The sequence below is a fragment of the Nitratireductor sp. PBL-C9 genome (assembly GCF_050877045.1).
Taxonomy (GTDB): Bacteria; Pseudomonadota; Alphaproteobacteria; order Rhizobiales; family Rhizobiaceae; genus Nitratireductor; species Nitratireductor aquimarinus.
This window is the reverse complement of record NZ_JBPAXW010000011.1, coordinates 114,998-134,104: the sequence shown is the minus strand read 5'-3', so window position 1 is coordinate 134,104 and position 19,107 is coordinate 114,998. Positions and strand designations below refer to the sequence as shown.

Sequence of the window (19,107 nt, the reverse complement as noted above, 5' to 3'; positions counted from 1 at the left end):
GCTGCGCGTCAGTCCTTCTTGACCGGAGCGAGACGCAGGTTCAGCTCGCGCAGCTGCGCCGGCGTTGCCTCGGAAGGCGCGCCCATCAGGAGATCCTGCGCCTGCTGGTTCATCGGGAACATGGTGATCTCACGCAGGTTCTTCGCGCCCAGAAGCAGCATCACGATGCGGTCGATGCCGGCGGCCATGCCGCCATGGGGCGGTGCGCCATACTGGAACGCGCGGTAGAGACCGCCAAAGCGCTCCTCCACTTCCTGCTGATCAAAACCGACCTTCTCGAACGCCTTGACCATGACTTCCGGCAGATGGTTGCGGATGCCGCCCGATGCGATCTCGAAGCCGTTGCAGACGAGGTCGTACTGCCAGGCCTTGAGCGACAGCGGGTCATCGCCTTCCAGCCCTTCAAGGCCGCCCTGCGGCATGGTGAAGGGGTTGTGGCCGAAGTCGAGCTTGTCCTCGTCTTCGTTCCATTCGTAGAAGGGGAAATCCACGATCCATGCAAGGGCGAAACGCTCGCGGTCGACCAGATCGAGCTCCTCACCGGCGCGCGTACGCGCAGCGCCCGCAAAGCCGGCGAATTTGCGCGGATCGCCAGCGGCGAAGAAGCAGGCGTCACCGTCTTCCAGACCAAGCTGGGTGCGGATCGCCTCGGTGCGCTCCGGGCCGATGTTCTTGGCAATCGGACCAGCGCCTTCAAGGCCCTCGCCTTCCTTGCGCCAGAAGATGTAGCCCAGACCCGGCTGGCCCTCGCCCTGCGCCCAGGAGTTCATGCGGTCGCAGAAAGCGCGGCTGCCGCCGGTCTTGGCCGGGATGGCCCAAACTTCGGCCTTTTCGTCATTGGCCAGAATGTTGGCGAACACCTTGAAGCCCGATCCGCGGAAATGCTCGGAAACGTCTTCCATCTCGATGGGGTTGCGCAGGTCCGGCTTGTCGGAACCATATTTGCGCATGGCCTCGTCGTAGGGAATGCGCGGGAAGACATCCGTGACCGGCTTGCCATTGGCAAACGTCTCGAAGATGCCGCGCATGACGGGCTCCATCGTCTGGAACACATCTTCCTGCTCGACGAAGCTCATTTCCAGGTCGAGCTGGTAGAACTCGCCCGGCAGGCGGTCGGCGCGCGGGTCCTCATCGCGGAAGCACGGCGCGATCTGGAAATAGCGGTCGAAGCCCGACATCATGATGAGCTGCTTGTACTGCTGCGGCGCCTGCGGCAGCGCGTAGAACTGGCCCTCATGCAGACGCGACGGCACGAGGAAGTCGCGCGCGCCTTCCGGCGAGGATGCCGTCAGGATCGGCGTCGAATATTCGGTGAAGCCGACCTCGCCCATGGCGCGACGCATCTCGGCGATGATCTTCGTGCGCTGCACGATGTTCCTGTGCAGCGTTTCGCGGCGCAGATCGAGGAAGCGGTATTTGAGGCGGATGTCTTCCGGATAGTCCGGCTCGCCGAACACCGGCAGCGGCAGTTCCTTGGCCGAGGACAGAATCTCGATCTCACGGGCGAAGATTTCGACTTCACCGGTGGGGAGATTCGCGTTGATGGTCTCGTCCGTGCGGGCCTTCACCTCGCCGTCGACGCGAATGACCCACTCGCCACGCACGGTCTCGGCCACCTGGAAAGACGGAGAATCGGGATCGGCGACGATCTGGGTGATGCCGTAATGGTCGCGCAGGTCGATGAACAGCAGGCCGCCATGGTCGCGCACACGATGGACCCAGCCGGACAGGCGCACATTGGCGCCGACATCGGATTTTCTCAGTTGGGCGCAGGAATGGCTGCGGTAGCGATGCATGGTCATATCATCCGTGTCTTGGAATTCTTGCTCAGGCCCCGTGGAAAAAGGGCCAGAAGGTCGGCGGGAAAAGCGCATGGGAGGTGCGATTTGTCAAGGTGTCGCGCCCGCGCGGGCACTGCGCCGGCCAAAAACCCGCTCACAAAACCTCTGCCGCCCGCGCCATTCCGCTTCCCCGCCGGAGCCTGCATCCTACGAATGCAGGAATTGCCGGTCCCCTGCCCCCATGCGACACTTGCCCCCGTGTCCTTGAGGAGAGACTTCAACAACAAGCGATGAAGGGACCGGGACAATGCACGCACTCCAAAGAGTAGCCGCGCTCGCAGCACTGGCTGCGGGGCTTGCCGGATGCAACCAGACGACACAATCCGAAAGCACATCAATGTCGGGCAGCACGGCTGCGGCCATGCGCACCGGCAGCCCGCAGGACGAGCAGGCCTGCCTCGCCGCCGTGGCTCAACAGACCAACAACACGGCGACGGTGCTGAGCTCGGAATTCTCCGAAGCGAACACGCTGGTCATGGTCGGCGTCGGCCCCAATCGCGCGCCATGGCGCTGTCTGGTGTCGCGCGGCATCGTCTCCGAGGTCATGTCGATGGTGAATGAGGGTGCGCTTTAAGCACTTTGTGCGTTCGCCAGATGGCGGGCGACCGCATCGCCCAGACCGAGTTCATTGAGAAGGCGGATGAAGTAGCTTCGCAGCCCCTCCTCCGTCTTCGCCCCGGGTTTCAAGAGAAGCTCATACATCAGTGCGCCGCTGAACATGTCCTGAAACATATCCACATCCGTGTCGGCCGGCAGCGCGCCTTCGGCACGTGCGCGCTCCACGACCACATTGAAGGCGGCGCGGCGTGGCGCGAGATAAACCTCCCAGAAGACGCCGAGCAGGTCGGGCGCATCCGGCACGGAACCGATGATGCGGGCGAGAAGCCGACGCGCATCGTGCTCCACCCACCCCTTCGGCCCGTAATCGATCATCATGCCGACCAGCACCTCCAGCGGCAGCGCCCGCCATTCGCCAAAATCCTGCTCGGCATTTTCCTTCAGCCGCCCCAGCGCATCGGCGATCAGCGTTTCGCGCGTCGACCAGCGCCGATAGATGGTGGCGCGGGTTACACCGGCCTCGCGCGCGATCTTCTCAAAACTCGCGCCATCGAGCCCGTTGGCCACGAAAAGCCCGAGCGCGGCATCGAGTATGGCCGCGTCGGTCTGCGGATCGCGGGGGCGGCCCGGGCCGCGTGCCTTACCCTGCGAATTTTGCGTGTCGCCGGACAGGGTTCTTCTCCATCGTTGCGTCAGATCAAAGCGAAGCCTCTCTCAGCATGAGAAAGGCAATTGTACGACCGAAATAATTTCGATACAGATATGCATCGTATTTATTTTGCCGCCTCCTGCGGCTGTCAGGGAGAACGACGTGACATTCCTCCGCCTCTTTCTAGCAGCCATTCTGCTTGCCGCGGCTGCCGGTGCGGCTTTCTGGTATCACAACCAGCCCGCTCCTGTCGCAGTGACCGGTCCTGAAAGGGGCAGCGCCGCCGACATCGTGTTCGCTTCCGGCGTGGTGGAGCCGCGCAACTGGGCCAAGGTAACCTCGCTGGTGCGCGAACGCATCGTCGAAGTCTGCAATTGCGAGGGCGAGCGCGTTGAGACCGGTGACATTCTGGCGCGGCTCGACGCCACCGAGGCCGAAGCCATCCTCACCGAACTGAAGGCCCGCTACAAGCTGGCGGTGGATGAGCGCGACCGGCTGACCCTGCTCGTGGAACGCAATGTCACCAGCGTGACGGCGCTGGAACGCGCCAGCGCGGAAGTAAGTCAGGTGGAAGCGCTGATCGCCGGCCAGACCGCGCGTCTTGAGGACTACACGCTGCGCGCACCAAGCAACGGCATGGTTCTGCGTCAGGACGTGGAAATCGGCGAGATTGCCGAGCCCGGCCATGTCCTGTTCTGGGTCGGACGGCTGACGCCGCGCATTGTGGTGGCCGAGGTCAATGAGGAGGATATTCCGAGCATCGAGCCCGATCAGGACGTGCTGATCCGCTCGGACGCCTTTCCGGGCCGCGAACTGGAAGCGATAGTCGACAGCATTACCCCCAAGGGCGACCCCGTTACCCGCACCTATCGCGTGCGCCTCGCCCTGCCGGACGACACGCCGCTCATGATCGGCATGTCCGTCGACGCCAACATCATCACCCGCGTGGTGAAGGACACGCTTCTCGTGCCGGCGCTGACGCTCCATGGCAATGACCTTTTCATCGTCGAGAATGACGCAGCGAAGCGGGTGACGGTCGAGACCGGCATTCGCGGGACCGAGCGGATCGAGATCCTCTCCGGCCTCGATGCCGGGGCGCAGATCATCACCCCCTACCCCGACACGCTGGAAGACGGAACGCCCGTCGCCATAGAGGCCGAATAACATGCGCCTCATCCTCGACATCGCGATGACCCACATCGTCGGTCGCGGGCGACAGACGCTCGTGGCGGTGATCGGTGTGGCGGTCGGTGTCGGCTTTTCCATCGCCATGGCGGCGCTCATGCAGGGTGGCCAGGACGATTTCGTCGAACAGCTCATCGACACCATGCCGCATGTGCAGATCACCGACGAGCGCCGCAGCGCCCGCCGCCAGCCGGCCGAAGATGCGTTCGATGCGGCCGCGATATCCGGCCTGCGCCCGCCCGACGACCGGCGCGGCATCATCAACCCCACTGCGGCGCTGGCCTGGCTGGAAGGCTGGGTGCCCGGGAATGTCGCGCAGAGCCTCAGAACACAGGGCGTGGTGCGCTATCAGGGCCGCGAGGCGGGCGCCGCCCTTGTCGGGGTCGAACCGGAAACGGAACGCACCATCTCGCCCATTGTCGAGGATTTCACCCGTGGCAGCTTCGCCACCCTGTCCGAAGGCGGCAACAACATCGTCATGGGCGACCGCATGGCCGACAAGCTGGGGGCGGATCTCGGCGACACGGTCACGGCGGTTTCGTCTTCGGGCCTGACGCGCAATTTCCGCATCACCGGCCTGTTTCACACCGGCACCACGGCCCGCGACGAGGGCGAGGCCTATCTCCTCCTGAAGAATGCGCAGATCCTTTCCGAGCGGACCAACGCCATCAACGACATTCGCATCAAACTGCGCGATCCCTACGCCGCCTCCACAGCCGCCCAGCGCATTGAGGCGGAACTCGGCTACAAGGCCGTTTCCTGGCAGGAGGCGAACGAGGCCATCATGGAGGCTTTCGTGGTGCGCAATGTCATCATGTATGCGGTGGTGGCGGCAATCCTGCTGGTGGCCGGTTTCGGCATCTTCAACATCGTCTCCACCATCACCCATGAGAAGGCGCGCGACATCGCCATCATGAAATCCCTCGGCTTCAGCCGCAGCGACATGCAGCGCATGTTCGTGATCGAGGGCATCGCCATTGGCGCTGCCGGCTCCATTCTGGGCTGGGTTCTGGGCTTTGCCCTCACCTACGCCCTCTCCTCCATTCGCTTCGAACTTGATGCCGGCGGTCAGGAGATGACCGAGCTGCCGATAGCCTGGAGCGCCCTGCACTATGCCATCGCCTCGGCCTTCGCGCTGGGCTCGGCTGCGATTGCCGGCTATCTGCCAGCGCGCAAGGCGGCAAGGCTTCATCCGGTCGACATCATTCGGGGGGCCTCATGACCGCGCTTCTGGAAGCCCGCAATCTGACCCGCATCCTGCCGGAAACCATCCCGGTCACACTGGTCAGGGATGTCTCGCTAACCGTTGCCGAGCGCGAATTCGTGGCCATTACCGGCCCCTCCGGCTCTGGCAAATCCTCGCTTCTCTATCTGCTTGGCCTGCTCGACCGGCCAACCAGCGGCACGCTCATCATCGAGGGCCGCGACACCGGTCCCATGAACGATGCCGAGCTTGCCCGCACACGGTTGGAGATGCTCGGTTTCGTCTTCCAGTTCCACTTCCTTCTGCCCGAGTTCACCGCCCGTCAGAATGTCGAGATCCCGATGCGCAAGCTCGGCAGGCTCTCGCGGCGGCAGATGCGCGACCGTGCCGGCGATCTGCTTGCCATGCTCGGCCTTGCCGATCATTGCGACAAGAAACCCTACCAGCTCTCCGGCGGCCAGCGGCAGCGTGTCGCCGTCGCCCGGGCGCTCGCCAATGATCCGCCCATGGTTTTCGCCGACGAACCGACAGGCAGCCTCGATTCGAAAAGCTCCGAACAGGTGTTCCAGACCCTGCGCGACCTCGTTTCCGAGCGCGGCAAGACGGTCGTGGCTGTGACACACGATCTGGACATGGCGGCGCGCATGGACCGGCGCATCCATCTGGTGGACGGCATGCTGGCGGACGCCGACGACGACTGACGTCCGACGACGCACGGCGACGTTTGACGCGAATGAGGCGGCTGGGATGATCGGCCCACCCGCCTGGCTCAAGAGAATTGGTACAGCCCGGCCTATAGCTCGATCATGAAGGGCGCGACCGGCCGCGCCGCCAATACCGGGCCTTCCGCCATGTCCAGCCTTCGCCCGCTGATCCCGCTTCTCATCGCTGCAGGCATCCTGCTGGCGGGCAACGGGCTTCAGGGCACTTTGATCGCGCTGCGCGGAGCGGAAGAAGGCTTTTCCGAAACGCTGATCGGCCTTATGGGCAGCGCCTATTTCGCCGGTTTCCTGATTGGCTGCCTGTGCGTGCCGCGCCTGTTGCGGGCCGTCGGTCATATCCGCGCCTTTGCGGCGCTCGCGGCGATGGGAGCGGCAGGCTCCCTGCTTCTCATTCTGTTCGTCGATCCCATCGCGTGGATCGCCATACGTTTTCTCTCGGGGATCTGCTTTTCGAGCCTTTTCACCACCATCGAGAGCTGGCTCAACTCGGCTGCGAGCAACAGCAACCGCGCCCGCCTTCTGGCCGTCTATCGCATCATCGACATCGGTGCTGTGACCGGCTCGCAATACATGCTTCCCGCGCTCGGCATCGAGGGGTTCACGGTCTTCGCGGTGATGGCCATGATGATCACCCTTTCGCTGGTGCCGGTCTCCATGGCCGACCGCTCCAACCCCAAGCCCCCGGCCGAGTTCAGCCTGAACCTGCCGGCCGTCTGGCGCATCTCGCCCCTGGCCGCCTTTGGCTGCCTTTCCGTCGGTCTCACCAACAGCGCCTTCCGCATCGTCGGCCCGATTTACGGCCAGTCCATCGGCCTGAGCGTGTCGGAGATCGCCACTTTCATGAGCGCGGGCATCATCGGCGGCGCGGTGATGCAATATCCGCTGGGCGCGCTCTCAGACCGGCGCGACCGGCGGCAGATCCTGCTGGGAACCACCATTGGTGCGCTGATCTCCGCGCTCATCATCGTCTGGTTTGCGGGCGATGACCGCACGGCGAACATGCTGCTCGTCTTCCTGTTCGGCGCGTTCGCCATGTCGCTCTATTCGCTGTCCGTGGCCCATGCCAACGATCACGCCAAGAAGGACCAGTTCGTGCAGCTGGCGGCCGGACTGCTCTTCTTCTATTCGGTCGGCGCCATGGCCGGCCCGCTGCTCGCCTCGCTTCTCATGCAGCGTTTCGGCCCGCATGCATTGTTTGCCTATACCGCCCTCATCTATGCGGTTCTCATCGCCGTCACGATCTACCGGATGCGCGCCCGCCCGGCCGTGCCGAGAGCGCATCGCCCGCGCTTTGCAGCGCTCCTGCGCACCTCGCCCGTTTTCATGCGCATGGCCCGGCGCAGCCGGAACTCCCGCCCTGCGAACGACGGATAAGCCGTGTTGCACAGCGTTTTCTTTCCTTTTTCCTCCGCATGACCTAAAGAAGCAGAATGCAGCTGATTACTACGCAAAAAGACCTCGAAGCCGCGATCACCGCGCTCAAGCAGTCCGATTTCGTCACCGTCGACACCGAATTCATTCGCGAATCGACTTTCTGGCCAGAGCTTTGCCTGATCCAGATGGCCGCACCCGGTGTCACGGCGCTGGTGGATCCGCTTGCCGACGGGCTGGATCTGAAACCCTTCTTCGAGCTGATGGCCAACGAGAACATCGTCAAGGTGTTCCACGCCGCGCGTCAGGATGTGGAGATCGTCTACCATCTGGGCAAGCTGATCCCGCACCCGCTGTTCGACACGCAGGTGGCGGCATCCGTCTGCGGTTTCGGCGACAGCGTTTCCTACGATCAGCTCGTCGCCAAGATCACCGGTGCGCGCATCGACAAGTCGTCGCGCTTCACCGACTGGCGTAGACGCCCCCTCTCCGACAAGCAGCTCAGCTATGCGCTGGCCGACGTCACGCATCTGATTGATGTCTATCAGCACCTCAAGGGGCAGCTGGAGCGCGAGGGCCGCGCCCACTGGCTCAATGAGGAGATGGCCGTATTGACCGCCCGCGAGACTTACGATCCGCATCCGGACGACGCCTGGCGTCGCCTGAAGCTGCGCGTCAAGAAACCCATCGAGCTGGCCATTCTCCAGCACGTTGCGGCCTGGCGCGAACGCGAAGCGCGCGAACGCAATGTGCCGCGCGGCCGTGTCGTGAAGGACGATGCGCTCTATGAAGTGGCACAGCAGCAGCCGCGTGATGCGGAAGCGCTCGGCCGGCTTCGCACGATCCCCAGAGGCTGGGAGCGCTCGGGCGCTGCCGCTGGTCTTCTGGGCGCGGTCGCCAAGGCCATGGCGCTGCCGAAGGAAGAGCTTCCCCGCCTGCCGCGCCCACCGCAGGCGCCGGAAGGCGCCGCAGCCGCAGCAGAGCTCCTGAAAGTCTTCCTGAAGCTTGTCGCCGACCGTCAGGGCGTTGCCGCGAAGATGCTGGCCTCCAGCGACGATATCGACCGCATTGCGGCCGATGGCGAGGATGCCGACGTTCCGGCCATGTCCGGCTGGCGGCGCGAAGTGTTCGGCGATGAAGCACTGAAACTGGTGCGCGGCGAACTCGCCCTGCGCTTCAACAGGCGCAAGATCGAGATATTCGAGCCTGCGGCGGGGGCTCAGCGCGAACCGGCTGAATAGTCCAGGCACCTCAACGGACGTCCTGTCCCAAGGAATATTGCGAGCGGAGAGTTGATTCAGCTCTCCGCTCTATCTTTTTGATTTTCCGGATTTATGCAGATTTCAGGCAAAACCGTCTGACTGCAAAAACTCTAGCTTTCGGCCACTTCCAGCGCCAGCTTGAGCCCCGTCACCCTGGCCAGATGCGCCATGCGGCCCACCGGGCGCTCACCCATCAGCGCCCTGTGCGAATGCGGGATGAGAAGCACGGTCGTGCCGTCATCGCGCTTTTCCCATTTCAGCTTGGGCATGATGCCCGGCATCGAGGCCGTGAGCAGATAGACCACCCGCAGCAGGCCGCCCAGAATGCGCGCACGCTCCACATAAAGCGGCGTTGCAAGCTGGCGCATGCGCGGTGACAGCGCATCGTCAAAAAGCCCCTCATGCCGGAACAGATTGGCGAGCGCGATGAAGGCCCGGCCCGGATGATCGATGCCGATGAAGGAGCCGTGGGCGATGATGTTCAGCGACTGGGTGCCGCGATATTCGGGGTGCGCGCGCCAGCCAATATCGGCCAGAAGACAGGCGGCCCTGCGGTAGCGCGCCTCTTCCTCGGTTTCTTCGATGCCGAGCGCCTTCATCGCCGGTCCGCTCCACTCCGCGAGCTCCCGTGCATGCGTGACAGAGCGCGAACGCAGCACCGCCAGCTCCTCGGCCGCCGAAAGCAGCGGATCGCGCTTGCGGTCTTCCTTTTCGAGAAGCGAATAGAGATACCCCTCGCGCACGCCGAGCGCGGAGAAAACGATTTTGGAAGGCTCTGAGGACCGGATGATCTCCTGCAACACCGTTGCGCCATAAGGCAGAAGCGCGCGGCGGTTCTTGGAGATGTGGCTGATGCCGGCAAAACGGTCCACACCGCCGGCAACGCGTTTGAGGAAATCGACCGACTGCTCGATGTCCATCTCATAGTGGTGCATCACCTCGAGCGGATAGCCGGTCTCCAGCATGTGCAGGCGGGCGAGATTTCGCCAGGTTCCGCCCACGCAGTAGAAGGGTCGCCCGGCCCCGTCTTTCATCCACGGGGCGCGGGCCAGTTCATCGCGGGCGATACGCGCCGCTTTGGCGACGGAGTTGTCGGACATCTCCTTGAGCCGGAGGCCGCCCAGCGGCAATGTGATGCCGTCTTCCAGGTCATAGCCCTCGACATCCACCAGTTCGAGACTGCCGCCGCCCAGATCGCCGACAATGCCGCTTGGCTTGTGGAAGCCAGACATGATGCCGTAGGCGGAGTATTTCGCCTCTTCGCGGCCCGTGAGCACGCGAATGTCCGTGCCCAGGATTTCTTCGGCCCGATGAATGAAGTCCGGACCGTTCTTCGCCTCACGCGCAGCCGCGGTGGCGAGCACATGGAGAGACTGCGCGCCGGCCTGCTCGGACAGCGCGCGAAAACGGCGGAATTCGCCAACAGCCCTTGTCACGCCTTCGGGATCCAGTTCCCCGGTCGTGACGATGCTCTTGCCGAGGCCGGCAAGCATTTTTTCGTTGAACAACACACTCGGAGAGCGCGCGATTCCCTCATAGATCACGAGGCGAATCGAGTTTGACCCGATATCGATGACCGAAACGGGACGCCGGTCCTGAAGCCGGCCCTGAGAATTAGCTATGCCCAAGAGTAAGCGCTCGTCAGTCCGTTGGTGAACCGGGCCCGACGTCCGCTTTCCTGCGCTTTCTGAAAGCGGTGATCCGCTTCGGCGCATGGGACTTCAAGGCATTGCCGCGACCGGATAGGCTCGGATTCGTCATGAAATATTCCTGAGCGTTGAACGGTTCTTCTCCCTCGTCGGGCATAATGCGCCGCGAAGTTCCATCCGGCAATACTTCAAAGCTTTGCTGATTGTCCATGATGTTTCCGAGCATAATTTGCCCGATGACCTGCTCATGCACGGTGGGGTTGGTGATCGGCACCATGGTTTCTACCCGCCGATCCAGATTGCGGGGCATGATGTCGGCGGACGAGATGTAGACGATCGCCTCATCCGACGGCAGGCCGTGGCCATTGCCGAAACAGTAGATCCGGCTGTGCTCCAGAAAGCGGCCGACAATGGATTTCACGCGAATGCGCTCGGACAGCCCCGGCACCTGCGGGCGCAGGCAGCAAATGCCGCGCACCACGAGATCCACCTCGACACCCGCCTGCCCTGCTTCATAGAGCGCATCGATCACCAGCGGATCAACCAGCGAGTTCATCTTCATCCAGATCTGCGCCGGACGGCCCGACCGGGCATGCTCGATCTCTGCCTGAATGTGGTCCAGTAATCGGTTGCGCAGCGAGAATGGCGACACGGCAATGCGCATTTCGCCATCGGGCTCGGCGTAGCCGGTGATGAAATTGAACACCTGCGCCACGTCGCGCGCGATTTCCGGATCATCCGTGAAATAGGACAGATCCGTATAGATGCGTGCGGTGATCGGGTGGTAGTTGCCCGTGCCCAGATGGCAGTAATTGCGCAGCTTGCCTTCCTCGCGGCGCACCACGAGCGACATCTTGGCGTGGGTTTTCAGTTCGAGGAAGCCGAACACGACCTGCACGCCGGCACGCTCCAGATCGCGCGCCCAGCGGATGTTTGCTTCCTCGTCGAAGCGGGCTTTCAGCTCCACCAGCGCCGTGACCGACTTGCCGGCCTCCGACGCCTCGATGAGCGCCCGCACGATGGGGCTGTCATTGGAGGTGCGGTAAAGCGTCTGCTTGATGGCCACCACTTCCGGGTCCAGCGACGCCTGGCGCAGGAACTGCACCACGACATCGAAGGATTCATACGGGTGGTGGACGATAAGGTCCTTCTCGCGGATGGCGGCGAAACAGTCGCCATTATGCTCGCGAATGCGCTCCGGGAAACGCGGATTGTAAGGCGAGAAGAGCAGGTCTTCGCGCGGTACTTTCACGATCTCGGAAATCTGGTTGATCGCCAGCGGCCGTTCCAGAACCGTGATGCGGTTTTCGGCAACGCCCAGCTCGCTGGCGACGAAGTCGCGCAGGCCTTCGGGCATCTCGTCGTCGAACTCGATCCGGATCACCGAGCCGCGGCGGCGGCGCTTGAGCGCCGATTCGAAGAGGCGCACCAGATCCTCGGCCTCTTCCTCCACCTCGATATCGCTGTCGCGAATGAGGCGGAACGTGCCCGAACCGATAACCTTGTAACGCGGGAACAGCTTGCCGATGAAAAGGTTGACCACATCTTCCAGCGTGATGAAACGCACCGTGCCATTGTGCACCGGAAGCTGGATGAAGCGCTTGAGCGCCACCGGAAGGCGCAGAAGCGCCGTCATCGGCTCCAGTTCGCCCTCATGCTGGAGTTCGAGCGCAATGGAGAAGCCGAGATTCGGGATGAACGGGAACGGGTGCGCCGGGTCGATGGAAAGCGGCGTCAGAACCGGGAAAATCGCTTCCATGAAGTGATCTTCCAGCCATTGCATGTCGACTGGGTTCAGCGCATCGGCGCGCACCAGCTCAATGCCTTCCTTGCGCAGAAGGTCAAGCAATGCATTCAGGCTGGCGTGCTGGTCGTTCTGCAGCCCGGCCACCTCACGCAGCACATGCTCAAGCTGCTCTTCCGGCGTGCGGCCATCGGCGCTGCGCGTGGCGATGTGCTCGCGCACCTGACCGGCAAGACCGGCGACGCGCACCATGAAGAACTCATCGAGATTGTCGGCCGAGATCGACAGGAAACGCAGCCGCTCGAGCAGCGGATGGTTTTCGTTCTGCGCCTCGCCGAGAACACGGCGATTGAACTGTAGCCAGGAGAATTCGCGATTGACGAAACGGTCCGGCCCCACGGCGGCGATCTGCCCAGTCGGTCCGCCATCAACGGAGAATTCTTTCGTGACCGGCTTCAACTGGTTCATGATCCTGCCTGCGCCCCTTGATTTCCACAGCACGGGCCGTTGTCTACTGGTGGCCCAGTGTACCTCGTGACATGGTTTTATGACAGTTTCATATCAGAGGCTTGCAAAGACGCAGTTTATGCTACAAACGCAAGCGACTTTCCAACGCATTCCAAGCGGGAGAAGATGATGGCCGGATCAGCCATTCCCCATTTCCAGAACACCAACGGACACCAGGCAATCGAAATCGGCGTGAAGGAATTCATGTGCGTCGGTGCGAATCCGCCCTTCGATCATCCGCATGTGTTCATCGACATGGGCGATGAGAACGAGCGGGTCTGCCCCTATTGCTCGACGCTTTACCGCTACAATCCGGCGCTGAAGGCGACGGACACGAAGCCCGAGGGCTGCATTTACGACGAAGCGGCCTGATCGGCCCGCAGGCCGATGACGGACGAACCAGCAGCAATCATCGTCGGCGCAGGCGTTGCCGGGCTGACGGCAGCACTTGCCCTGGCGCGGCATGGTCTTGCCTCGCGCATCTATGAGCGTGCGCCGGAACTCCACGAAGTGGGGGCCGGCCTTCAGCTTTCGCCCAACGCGACCCGCCTGCTCGACAGGCTGGGTGTGCTTGAGGAACTGCGCGCTTCGGCCGTGGAGCCGCAGGCCGTCGTTCTCAAGAAGGCTGCGACACTCGCCCCCCTCACCCATGTTCCGCTCGGTGCGGCCGCACAGGCCCGCTGGGGCGCACCTTATCTTGTGGTGCACCGCGCCGATCTGCAGGCAGCCCTTCTGAACCGTGCGCGCCAGCAACCGCTGATCGAGATCGTCACCGGCGCGCTGGCCGAGAAAGCCGATTTCCACGCCGGTCGTCCACGCCTTCAGATCCTGCGGGACGGCGAAAGTGAAGAGGTGCACACGCCCCTCCTGATCGCGGCAGACGGGGTCTGGTCGCATCTGCGTCGCCTCGCCCGGACCGCCGTGCGCAGCCGCTTTACCGGTTACGTCGCCTGGCGCGCGACAGTCCCCGTCGAAGAGGCGCTGGCTGCCGGCGACGGTGCGATCCAGCCCGACCGGGTTACGGCATTCATGCACCCGAAATTCCATCTGGTCGCCTATCCGATCAGTGGCGGCAGGGCGATCAATCTGGTTGCGATTGTGCCGGGCGAAGTGCCGCTCAACGCCTGGGCGCAGGATGCTGACGACGCGCCGCTGAAAAAGACGCTCGCCAGCGCCAATCCCGCCCTTGCCCGGCTGGCCGCCAGCAGACATGCCTCCTGGACCGTCTGGCCCATCCATCAGGTGGACCCGGCCGATGCCTGGACAAAGCCCGAGGGCCTCGCGTTGATCGGTGATGCCGCCCATGCGGTGCCGCCCTTTGCGGCGCAGGGCGCCGGCATGGCGATTGAAGATGCGACCGTGCTTGCCAATCTTGTTGCGAAGCACCGCGATGCGCCTTCTGTGGCGCTTGCGGCCTATGAGGCGCAGCGCAAACCGCGCGTGAGCCGCGTCGCCCGACGCGGCGCGTTCAACCGCTTCACCTGGCACGCCAGCGGTCCCGTGGCGCTTGTGCGCGATGCCGTGCTCAAGACACGCAGCCAGGAAGCGCTGATGGCGGATTTCGACTGGCTCTACGGTTTCGACGCAGAAGCGCCTTCTGAAAGCTGAGGCGGGCTGACAGCCCCTGCCCGCCGCTCTCTTCCCGGTTCATCCCCCAAATGCAAAACGCCGCGCTCCCGTGAGGAAACGCGGCGTTTGGTGTCTGCGCCGGAGCGCCTGCGGTCAGTGCAGGATCTGCGACAGGAACAGTTTTGTGCGCTCGTGCTGCGGGTTGTCGAAGAACTCCGCCGGGGTGTTCTGCTCGACGATCTGTCCCTGATCCATGAAGATCACGCGGTTCGCCACCTGACGGGCAAAGCCCATTTCGTGGGTCACGCAGATCATCGTCATGCCTTCTTCGGCGAGATCGACCATGGTGTCGAGCACCTCCTTGATCATCTCGGGATCAAGTGCTGAGGTCGGCTCATCGAACAGCATGATGCGCGGGTTCATGCACAGCGCGCGGGCAATCGCCACGCGCTGCTGCTGGCCGCCCGAAAGCTGGCCCGGATACTTGTTCGCCTGTTCCGGGATCTTGACCCGCTCCAGAAAGTGCATCGCGGTCGCCTCGGCCTCTTTTTTGGGCGTCTTGCGCACCCAGATCGGGGCGAGCGTGCAGTTTTCCAGAATGGTCAGATGCGGAAACAGGTTGAAGTGCTGGAACACCATGCCGACTTCGCGCCGCACCTCATCGATCTTTTTCAGATCGTTGGTGAGCTCGATCCCGTCCACGACGATCTTGCCCTTCTGATGCTCCTCCAGACGGTTGATGCAGCGGATCATGGTCGACTTGCCAGAACCCGAAGGACCGCACACGACGATGCGCTCACCGCGCATGACGCGCAGATTGATGTCCTTGAGAACGTGGAAATCGCCATACCATTTGTGCATGCCCACAATATCGATTGCGACGTCGGTATCGGAGATCTGCATCTTGCTCCGGTCAGCATGGAGCTCGTCTGCTTTAACGGCGTTTTCTGATGCCATTTTGTTCAATTCCCCTTGGCTCTCGGCCCAGAGCGTTTCCGCTTTTTATTGAATCGCGAAAACGCTCCAATTTATTGGTCCTTGCGCAATTCCGGACGGGAAACCGGTTCCCGCTTTTCCCGGAATTGCTCTCTAGCGTTTGTGACCGGTATCGAGCCGGCGTTCCATAAAGATAGAGTAGCGCGACATGCCGAAGCAGAACAGCCAGAACACGAAACCGGCAAATACCAGACCGGTAATCGGCGTCTGGGGCGACGCCCAGTTCGCATCCGAAAAGTTCTGACGCACCGCCCCCAGAAGGTCGAACATGCCGATGATGTAGACCAGGCTCGTATCCTTGAACAGGCCGATGAACGTGTTGACGATGCCGGGAATGACCAGCTTGATCGCCTGTGGAAGAACGACGAGGTTCATCTTCTTCCAGAAGCTGAGACCCAGCGCATCCGCACCTTCATACTGCCCTTTCGGGATTGCCTGCAGGCCACCGCGGATCACCTCGGCCATATAGGCGGAAGCAAACAGCGCCACGCCGACCAGTGCGCGAAGCAGCTTGTCGAACGAGGTGCCCGGCGGCAGGAAGAGCGGCAGCATGACACTCGCCATGAACAGGATGGTGATCAGCGGCACGCCGCGAATGGTCTCGATGAAGACCACGCAGACAAGCTTCACCACCGGCATTTTCGACCGTCGCCCGAGCGCCAGCAGAATGCCGAGCGGGAAGGAAACGGCGATGCCCACATAGGCCAGCACCAGCGTCACCAGAAGCCCGCCCCACAGCGGCGTCGGCACGGGCGTCAGCCCGAAGATGCCGCCCGAAAGCAGGAAGAAGCCCACAATCGGGAACGCCACGAAAAGCAGCAGCGCATTCAGCCCCTTGCGCGGCACGCTGGGAAGCAGAAGGGGCGTCAGGAGCGAGATGAAGATCGCGCCCGTCAGATAGACGCGCCAGCGTTCATCCACCGGATAGCGGCCGAACATGAACTGCTTGAACTTGGCGTCGACAAACGCCCAGCAGGCCCCCTTCCAGCCATCCGGCTGGACGCCGCCCTGCGCCACCGTGGCGCAGACGGAACGGTCCGAACCCGTCCATTGTGCGTTGATGAACGCCCACTGGATGATCGGTGGCACGATCAACAGGACCAGGATGATGCCGATGAGCGTGAAAATCGTGTCAACGGGGTTGGCGAACAGGTTCTTGCGCAGCCACGAGCCCACCCCCTGATTGGAGGCGGGGGGTGGCTGGTTCGCAACCATTTCGGCGCGGACGAAGGAAAGATCGTGTTCTTGCATCTTACCGCTCCACCAGCGCCATGCGCGCATTGTACCAGTTCATCAGACCTGCCGTTCCCAGACTGAGTCCGAGATAGACAATCAGCCAGATCGCGACGACCTCGATGGCCTGACCTGTCTGGTTGAGCGTGGTGCCGCCCGTTGCAACCAGATCCGGATAGCCGATGGCCACCGCCAGCGAAGAGTTCTTCGTCAGGTTGAGATACTGGCTCGTGAGCGGCGGGATGATGATCCTCAGCGCCTGCGGAATGATGACCAGCCGCATTGTCTGGCCCGAGCGCAGGCCCAGCGCATGCGACGCCTCGCTTTGCCCCCGGTTCACGCCGACCACACCGGCGCGCACGATCTCCGCAATGAAAGCCGCGGTGTAGAACGACAGCGCCAGATAGAGTGACAGGAACTCAGGCCTGATCTGCATGCCGCCACGCAGATTGAAGGTCGACAGCTGGGGGAACTCGAAGCTCAGCGGGAAACCGGTGACGATGAACGCCAGCGCCGGAAGCCCGATGATCAGGCCGACACTCGTCCAGAACACCGGAAACTGTTCGCCGGTCGCCATCTGCTTCTTGTGTGCCCAGCGACGCACGAAGAAGACGAAGACAAGCGCCACCGCAAAAGCCACAAGAACGAGCCATGCGCCCGGCCCCCACTGGAAGGCAGGCACGAAGAGACCACGTGCGTTGATGTAGGATCCGAGCGGCAGGTCGATGCTCTCACGCGGCAGCGGCAGCACCGAAAGAACGCCAAAATACCAGAAGAAGATGACGAGAAGCGGCGGAATGTTGCGGAAAACCTCGACATAGACGAGGCAGATCCGGTTGATCAGCCAGTTTTTCGAAAGACGCCCGATACCGATGATGAAACCGATCACGGTCGCTGTAATAATGCCCACAATCGCAACACGCAGCGTGTTGAGAAAGCCGACGAACAGCGCGCGGCCATAAGTGGAATCGGATGAATACTCGATCAGGCTGTCGCCGATATCGAAGCCGGCGCGTCCCTTGAGGAAATCGAAACCGGAAGCGATGTTGGCGCGTTGAAGATTGGCTGTCGTGTTGCCGACGATCCAGTAGACCAGGGCAAACAGGCCGACAAACACCAGGACTTGATAGGCAATTCCTCGAACGCGCGGATCATAGAGCAGCGGCACACGAGGCGCCGCGCCCTCCGCAGTTGAGTGCTGGGTGGCCATGGCTATCCTCACCAGGAATGGTGAAAGGCGGTGCGTACCGCCTTTCACGCATTATGTTGACGGTATCCGATCTGCGATCAGCGGATCGGCATGCCGTACTGGAGGCCACCCTTGGTCCAAAGGGCGTTGATGCCGCGCGAAATCTTGAGCGGGCTTTCCGCACCAACATTGCGCTCGAAGATGTCGCCATAGTTGCCGACATGCTTGACGATCCGGACAGCGAAGTCGTTCGTCAGGCCGAGATCCGTGCCGAGCTTGCCACCTTCTTCGGTGCCCAGAAGACGACGCAGTTCCGGATTGTCGGACTGCATCTTCTCTTCGAGATTGTCCTTGTTCACGCCCAGCTCTTCAGCATTGACGAGCGCATAGTAGGTCCACTTGACGATATCGAGCCACTGATCGTCGCCATGGCGCACTGCCGGGCCAAGCGGCTCCTTGGAGATGATCTCGGGAAGCACGATGTGATCACCCGGGCTGGCCAAGTTCAGGCGCACGGCATAGAGGCCCGACTGGTCGGTCGTGTAGACGTCGCAGCGCCCTGCGTCATAGGCCGAATTCACCTCTTCGAACTTCTCGAACACAACAGGATTGTATTCCATGTTGTTGGCCTTGAAGTAGTCGGCGAGGTTCAGCTCCGTCGTGGTGCCGGCCTGCACGCAGACCGTCGCGCCGGAAAGCTGCAGCGCGGACTTGATGTCGGGCAGGTTCTTGGCGTTCACCATGAAACCCTGACCGTCATAATAGGTGACGCCGGCAAAGTTGAGACCCAGCGCGGTGTCGCGGCTGATGGTCCAGGTCGTGTTGCGCGAAAGAACGTCCACCTCACCCGACTGGAGCGCGGTGAAACGGTCCTTTGCGGAGAGCGGCGAGAACTGAACGGCGTCCGGATCGTCGAAGATGGCCGCAGCCAGCGCACGGCAGAAATCGACATCGAGGCCGGTCCAGTTGCCATCATCATCGGGCGCGCTGAAGCCGATCAGACCGGTGTTCACACCGCACTGCACATGGCCCTTCGCCTTCACATCGTCGAGCGTAGCGGCAGAAGCCGGCGCGGCCATGACTGCGACCACGGCAGAGCCGAGCAACGCTTTGACTAATTTCTTCATGATTCAGAACCCTTTTTCTGTTTTTGGGCTTATCCCCTGACACTTTTCAGTGCGGAAGCAGGCGAATGCCGAACACCGGGCTCTTCGGGCAGCATACTCCAGAAGTGGAGCTTCAATACCCAAAAGGCGAACGGACACGCGCTTCCTCTCCCACGCACTGCAGCCATCGAATGCGATAAATTCTTTTGGGTCAAGTGTGAAAGAGGCTTGTTCCAGAAGCAAAGGAGACGCCCGTTTGCGGTTGACGTGCAGCGCACAATCGCGTTCCATCCGCCCGCCTTTTCCGGCGCATTTCAACGCT

16 protein-coding genes are annotated in these 19,107 nt (G+C 62.4%); 8 read left to right on the top strand and 8 right to left on the bottom strand.

Features of this window, described 5'->3' with window-relative positions:
* Window positions 1-8 precede the first annotated feature (8 nt).
* Window positions 9-1,796 (bottom strand): aspartate--tRNA ligase, encoded by a 1,788-nt coding sequence (gene aspS, locus ACRTG1_RS21540; protein ID WP_162742288.1) that lies wholly within the window; start codon window positions 1,794-1,796, stop codon window positions 9-11.
* A gap of 292 nt (window positions 1,797-2,088) precedes the next feature.
* Between aspS and ACRTG1_RS21535 the strand changes: the two genes are divergently transcribed.
* Complete coding sequence (locus ACRTG1_RS21535) at window positions 2,089-2,415, top strand: hypothetical protein (RefSeq protein ID WP_432517136.1); 327 nt, start codon at window positions 2,089-2,091, stop codon at window positions 2,413-2,415.
* Here the strand turns inward: ACRTG1_RS21535 and ACRTG1_RS21530 are convergent.
* On the bottom strand, window positions 2,412-2,993 hold the full coding sequence (locus ACRTG1_RS21530; protein ID WP_432517224.1) for a TetR/AcrR family transcriptional regulator: 582 nt from the start codon (window positions 2,991-2,993) through the stop codon (window positions 2,412-2,414). The genes ACRTG1_RS21535 and ACRTG1_RS21530 overlap by 4 nt on opposite strands.
* A gap of 217 nt (window positions 2,994-3,210) precedes the next feature.
* On the opposite strand from ACRTG1_RS21530, the gene ACRTG1_RS21525 reads away from it, so the two are divergent.
* From ACRTG1_RS21525 to rnd, 5 genes are all read left to right on the top strand, one after another.
* Window positions 3,211-4,212 (top strand): efflux RND transporter periplasmic adaptor subunit, encoded by a 1,002-nt coding sequence (locus tag ACRTG1_RS21525; protein WP_432517135.1) that lies wholly within the window; start codon window positions 3,211-3,213, stop codon window positions 4,210-4,212.
* A gap of 1 nt (window position 4,213) precedes the next feature.
* Window positions 4,214-5,455, top strand: a complete 1,242-nt coding sequence (locus tag ACRTG1_RS21520; protein WP_432517133.1) for an ABC transporter permease — start codon at window positions 4,214-4,216, stop codon at window positions 5,453-5,455.
* A complete protein-coding gene (locus ACRTG1_RS21515; RefSeq protein WP_432517132.1) occupies window positions 5,452-6,138 on the top strand; it encodes an ABC transporter ATP-binding protein in 687 nt (228 codons plus the stop codon). Before ACRTG1_RS21520 ends, ACRTG1_RS21515 begins: the two co-directional genes overlap by 4 nt.
* Before the next feature lie 150 nt (window positions 6,139-6,288).
* Window positions 6,289-7,533: an MFS transporter gene (locus ACRTG1_RS21510; protein WP_206546742.1), complete on the top strand. Its 1,245-nt coding sequence runs from the start codon at window positions 6,289-6,291 to the stop codon at window positions 7,531-7,533.
* A gap of 56 nt (window positions 7,534-7,589) precedes the next feature.
* Window positions 7,590-8,771, top strand: coding sequence for a ribonuclease D (rnd, locus tag ACRTG1_RS21505; protein WP_206549211.1), 1,182 nt, complete (start codon window positions 7,590-7,592; stop codon window positions 8,769-8,771).
* A gap of 131 nt (window positions 8,772-8,902) precedes the next feature.
* On the opposite strand, the gene ppx is transcribed toward rnd, so the two are convergent.
* Together ppx and ACRTG1_RS21495 are read right to left on the bottom strand one after the other, a co-directional pair.
* Window positions 8,903-10,420, bottom strand: coding sequence for an exopolyphosphatase (gene ppx / locus ACRTG1_RS21500; RefSeq protein ID WP_206993548.1), 1,518 nt, complete (start codon window positions 10,418-10,420; stop codon window positions 8,903-8,905).
* A gap of 13 nt (window positions 10,421-10,433) precedes the next feature.
* On the bottom strand, window positions 10,434-12,653 hold the full coding sequence (locus ACRTG1_RS21495) for an RNA degradosome polyphosphate kinase (protein ID WP_206546723.1): 2,220 nt from the start codon (window positions 12,651-12,653) through the stop codon (window positions 10,434-10,436).
* Between the two features lie 168 nt (window positions 12,654-12,821).
* On the opposite strand from ACRTG1_RS21495, the gene ACRTG1_RS21490 reads away from it, so the two are divergent.
* Together ACRTG1_RS21490 and ACRTG1_RS21485 are read left to right on the top strand one after the other, a co-directional pair.
* Window positions 12,822-13,064 carry a zinc-finger domain-containing protein gene (locus ACRTG1_RS21490; protein WP_113156251.1) on the top strand — a complete coding sequence of 81 codons (243 nt, stop codon included), beginning with the start codon at window positions 12,822-12,824 and terminating at the stop codon, window positions 13,062-13,064.
* Between the two features lie 15 nt (window positions 13,065-13,079).
* On the top strand, window positions 13,080-14,300 hold the full coding sequence (locus tag ACRTG1_RS21485; protein ID WP_432517131.1) for an FAD-dependent monooxygenase: 1,221 nt from the start codon (window positions 13,080-13,082) through the stop codon (window positions 14,298-14,300).
* Window positions 14,301-14,414: 114 nt separating this feature from the next.
* Here the strand turns inward: ACRTG1_RS21485 and ACRTG1_RS21480 are convergent, their stop codons facing one another.
* From ACRTG1_RS21480 to ACRTG1_RS21465, 4 genes are all read right to left on the bottom strand, one after another.
* A complete protein-coding gene (locus ACRTG1_RS21480; protein WP_113154863.1) occupies window positions 14,415-15,218 on the bottom strand; it encodes an amino acid ABC transporter ATP-binding protein in 804 nt (267 codons plus the stop codon).
* Between the two features lie 132 nt (window positions 15,219-15,350).
* Window positions 15,351-16,508 carry an amino acid ABC transporter permease gene (locus ACRTG1_RS21475; RefSeq protein ID WP_206546725.1) on the bottom strand — a complete coding sequence of 386 codons (1,158 nt, stop codon included), beginning with the start codon at window positions 16,506-16,508 and terminating at the stop codon, window positions 15,351-15,353.
* Window position 16,509: 1 nt separating this feature from the next.
* Window positions 16,510-17,700 (bottom strand): amino acid ABC transporter permease, encoded by a 1,191-nt coding sequence (locus ACRTG1_RS21470; RefSeq protein WP_206546726.1) that lies wholly within the window; start codon window positions 17,698-17,700, stop codon window positions 16,510-16,512.
* A gap of 77 nt (window positions 17,701-17,777) precedes the next feature.
* Window positions 17,778-18,806: an amino acid ABC transporter substrate-binding protein gene (locus tag ACRTG1_RS21465; RefSeq protein ID WP_113154860.1), complete on the bottom strand. Its 1,029-nt coding sequence runs from the start codon at window positions 18,804-18,806 to the stop codon at window positions 17,778-17,780.
* Between the last annotated feature and the right edge of the window lie 301 nt (window positions 18,807-19,107).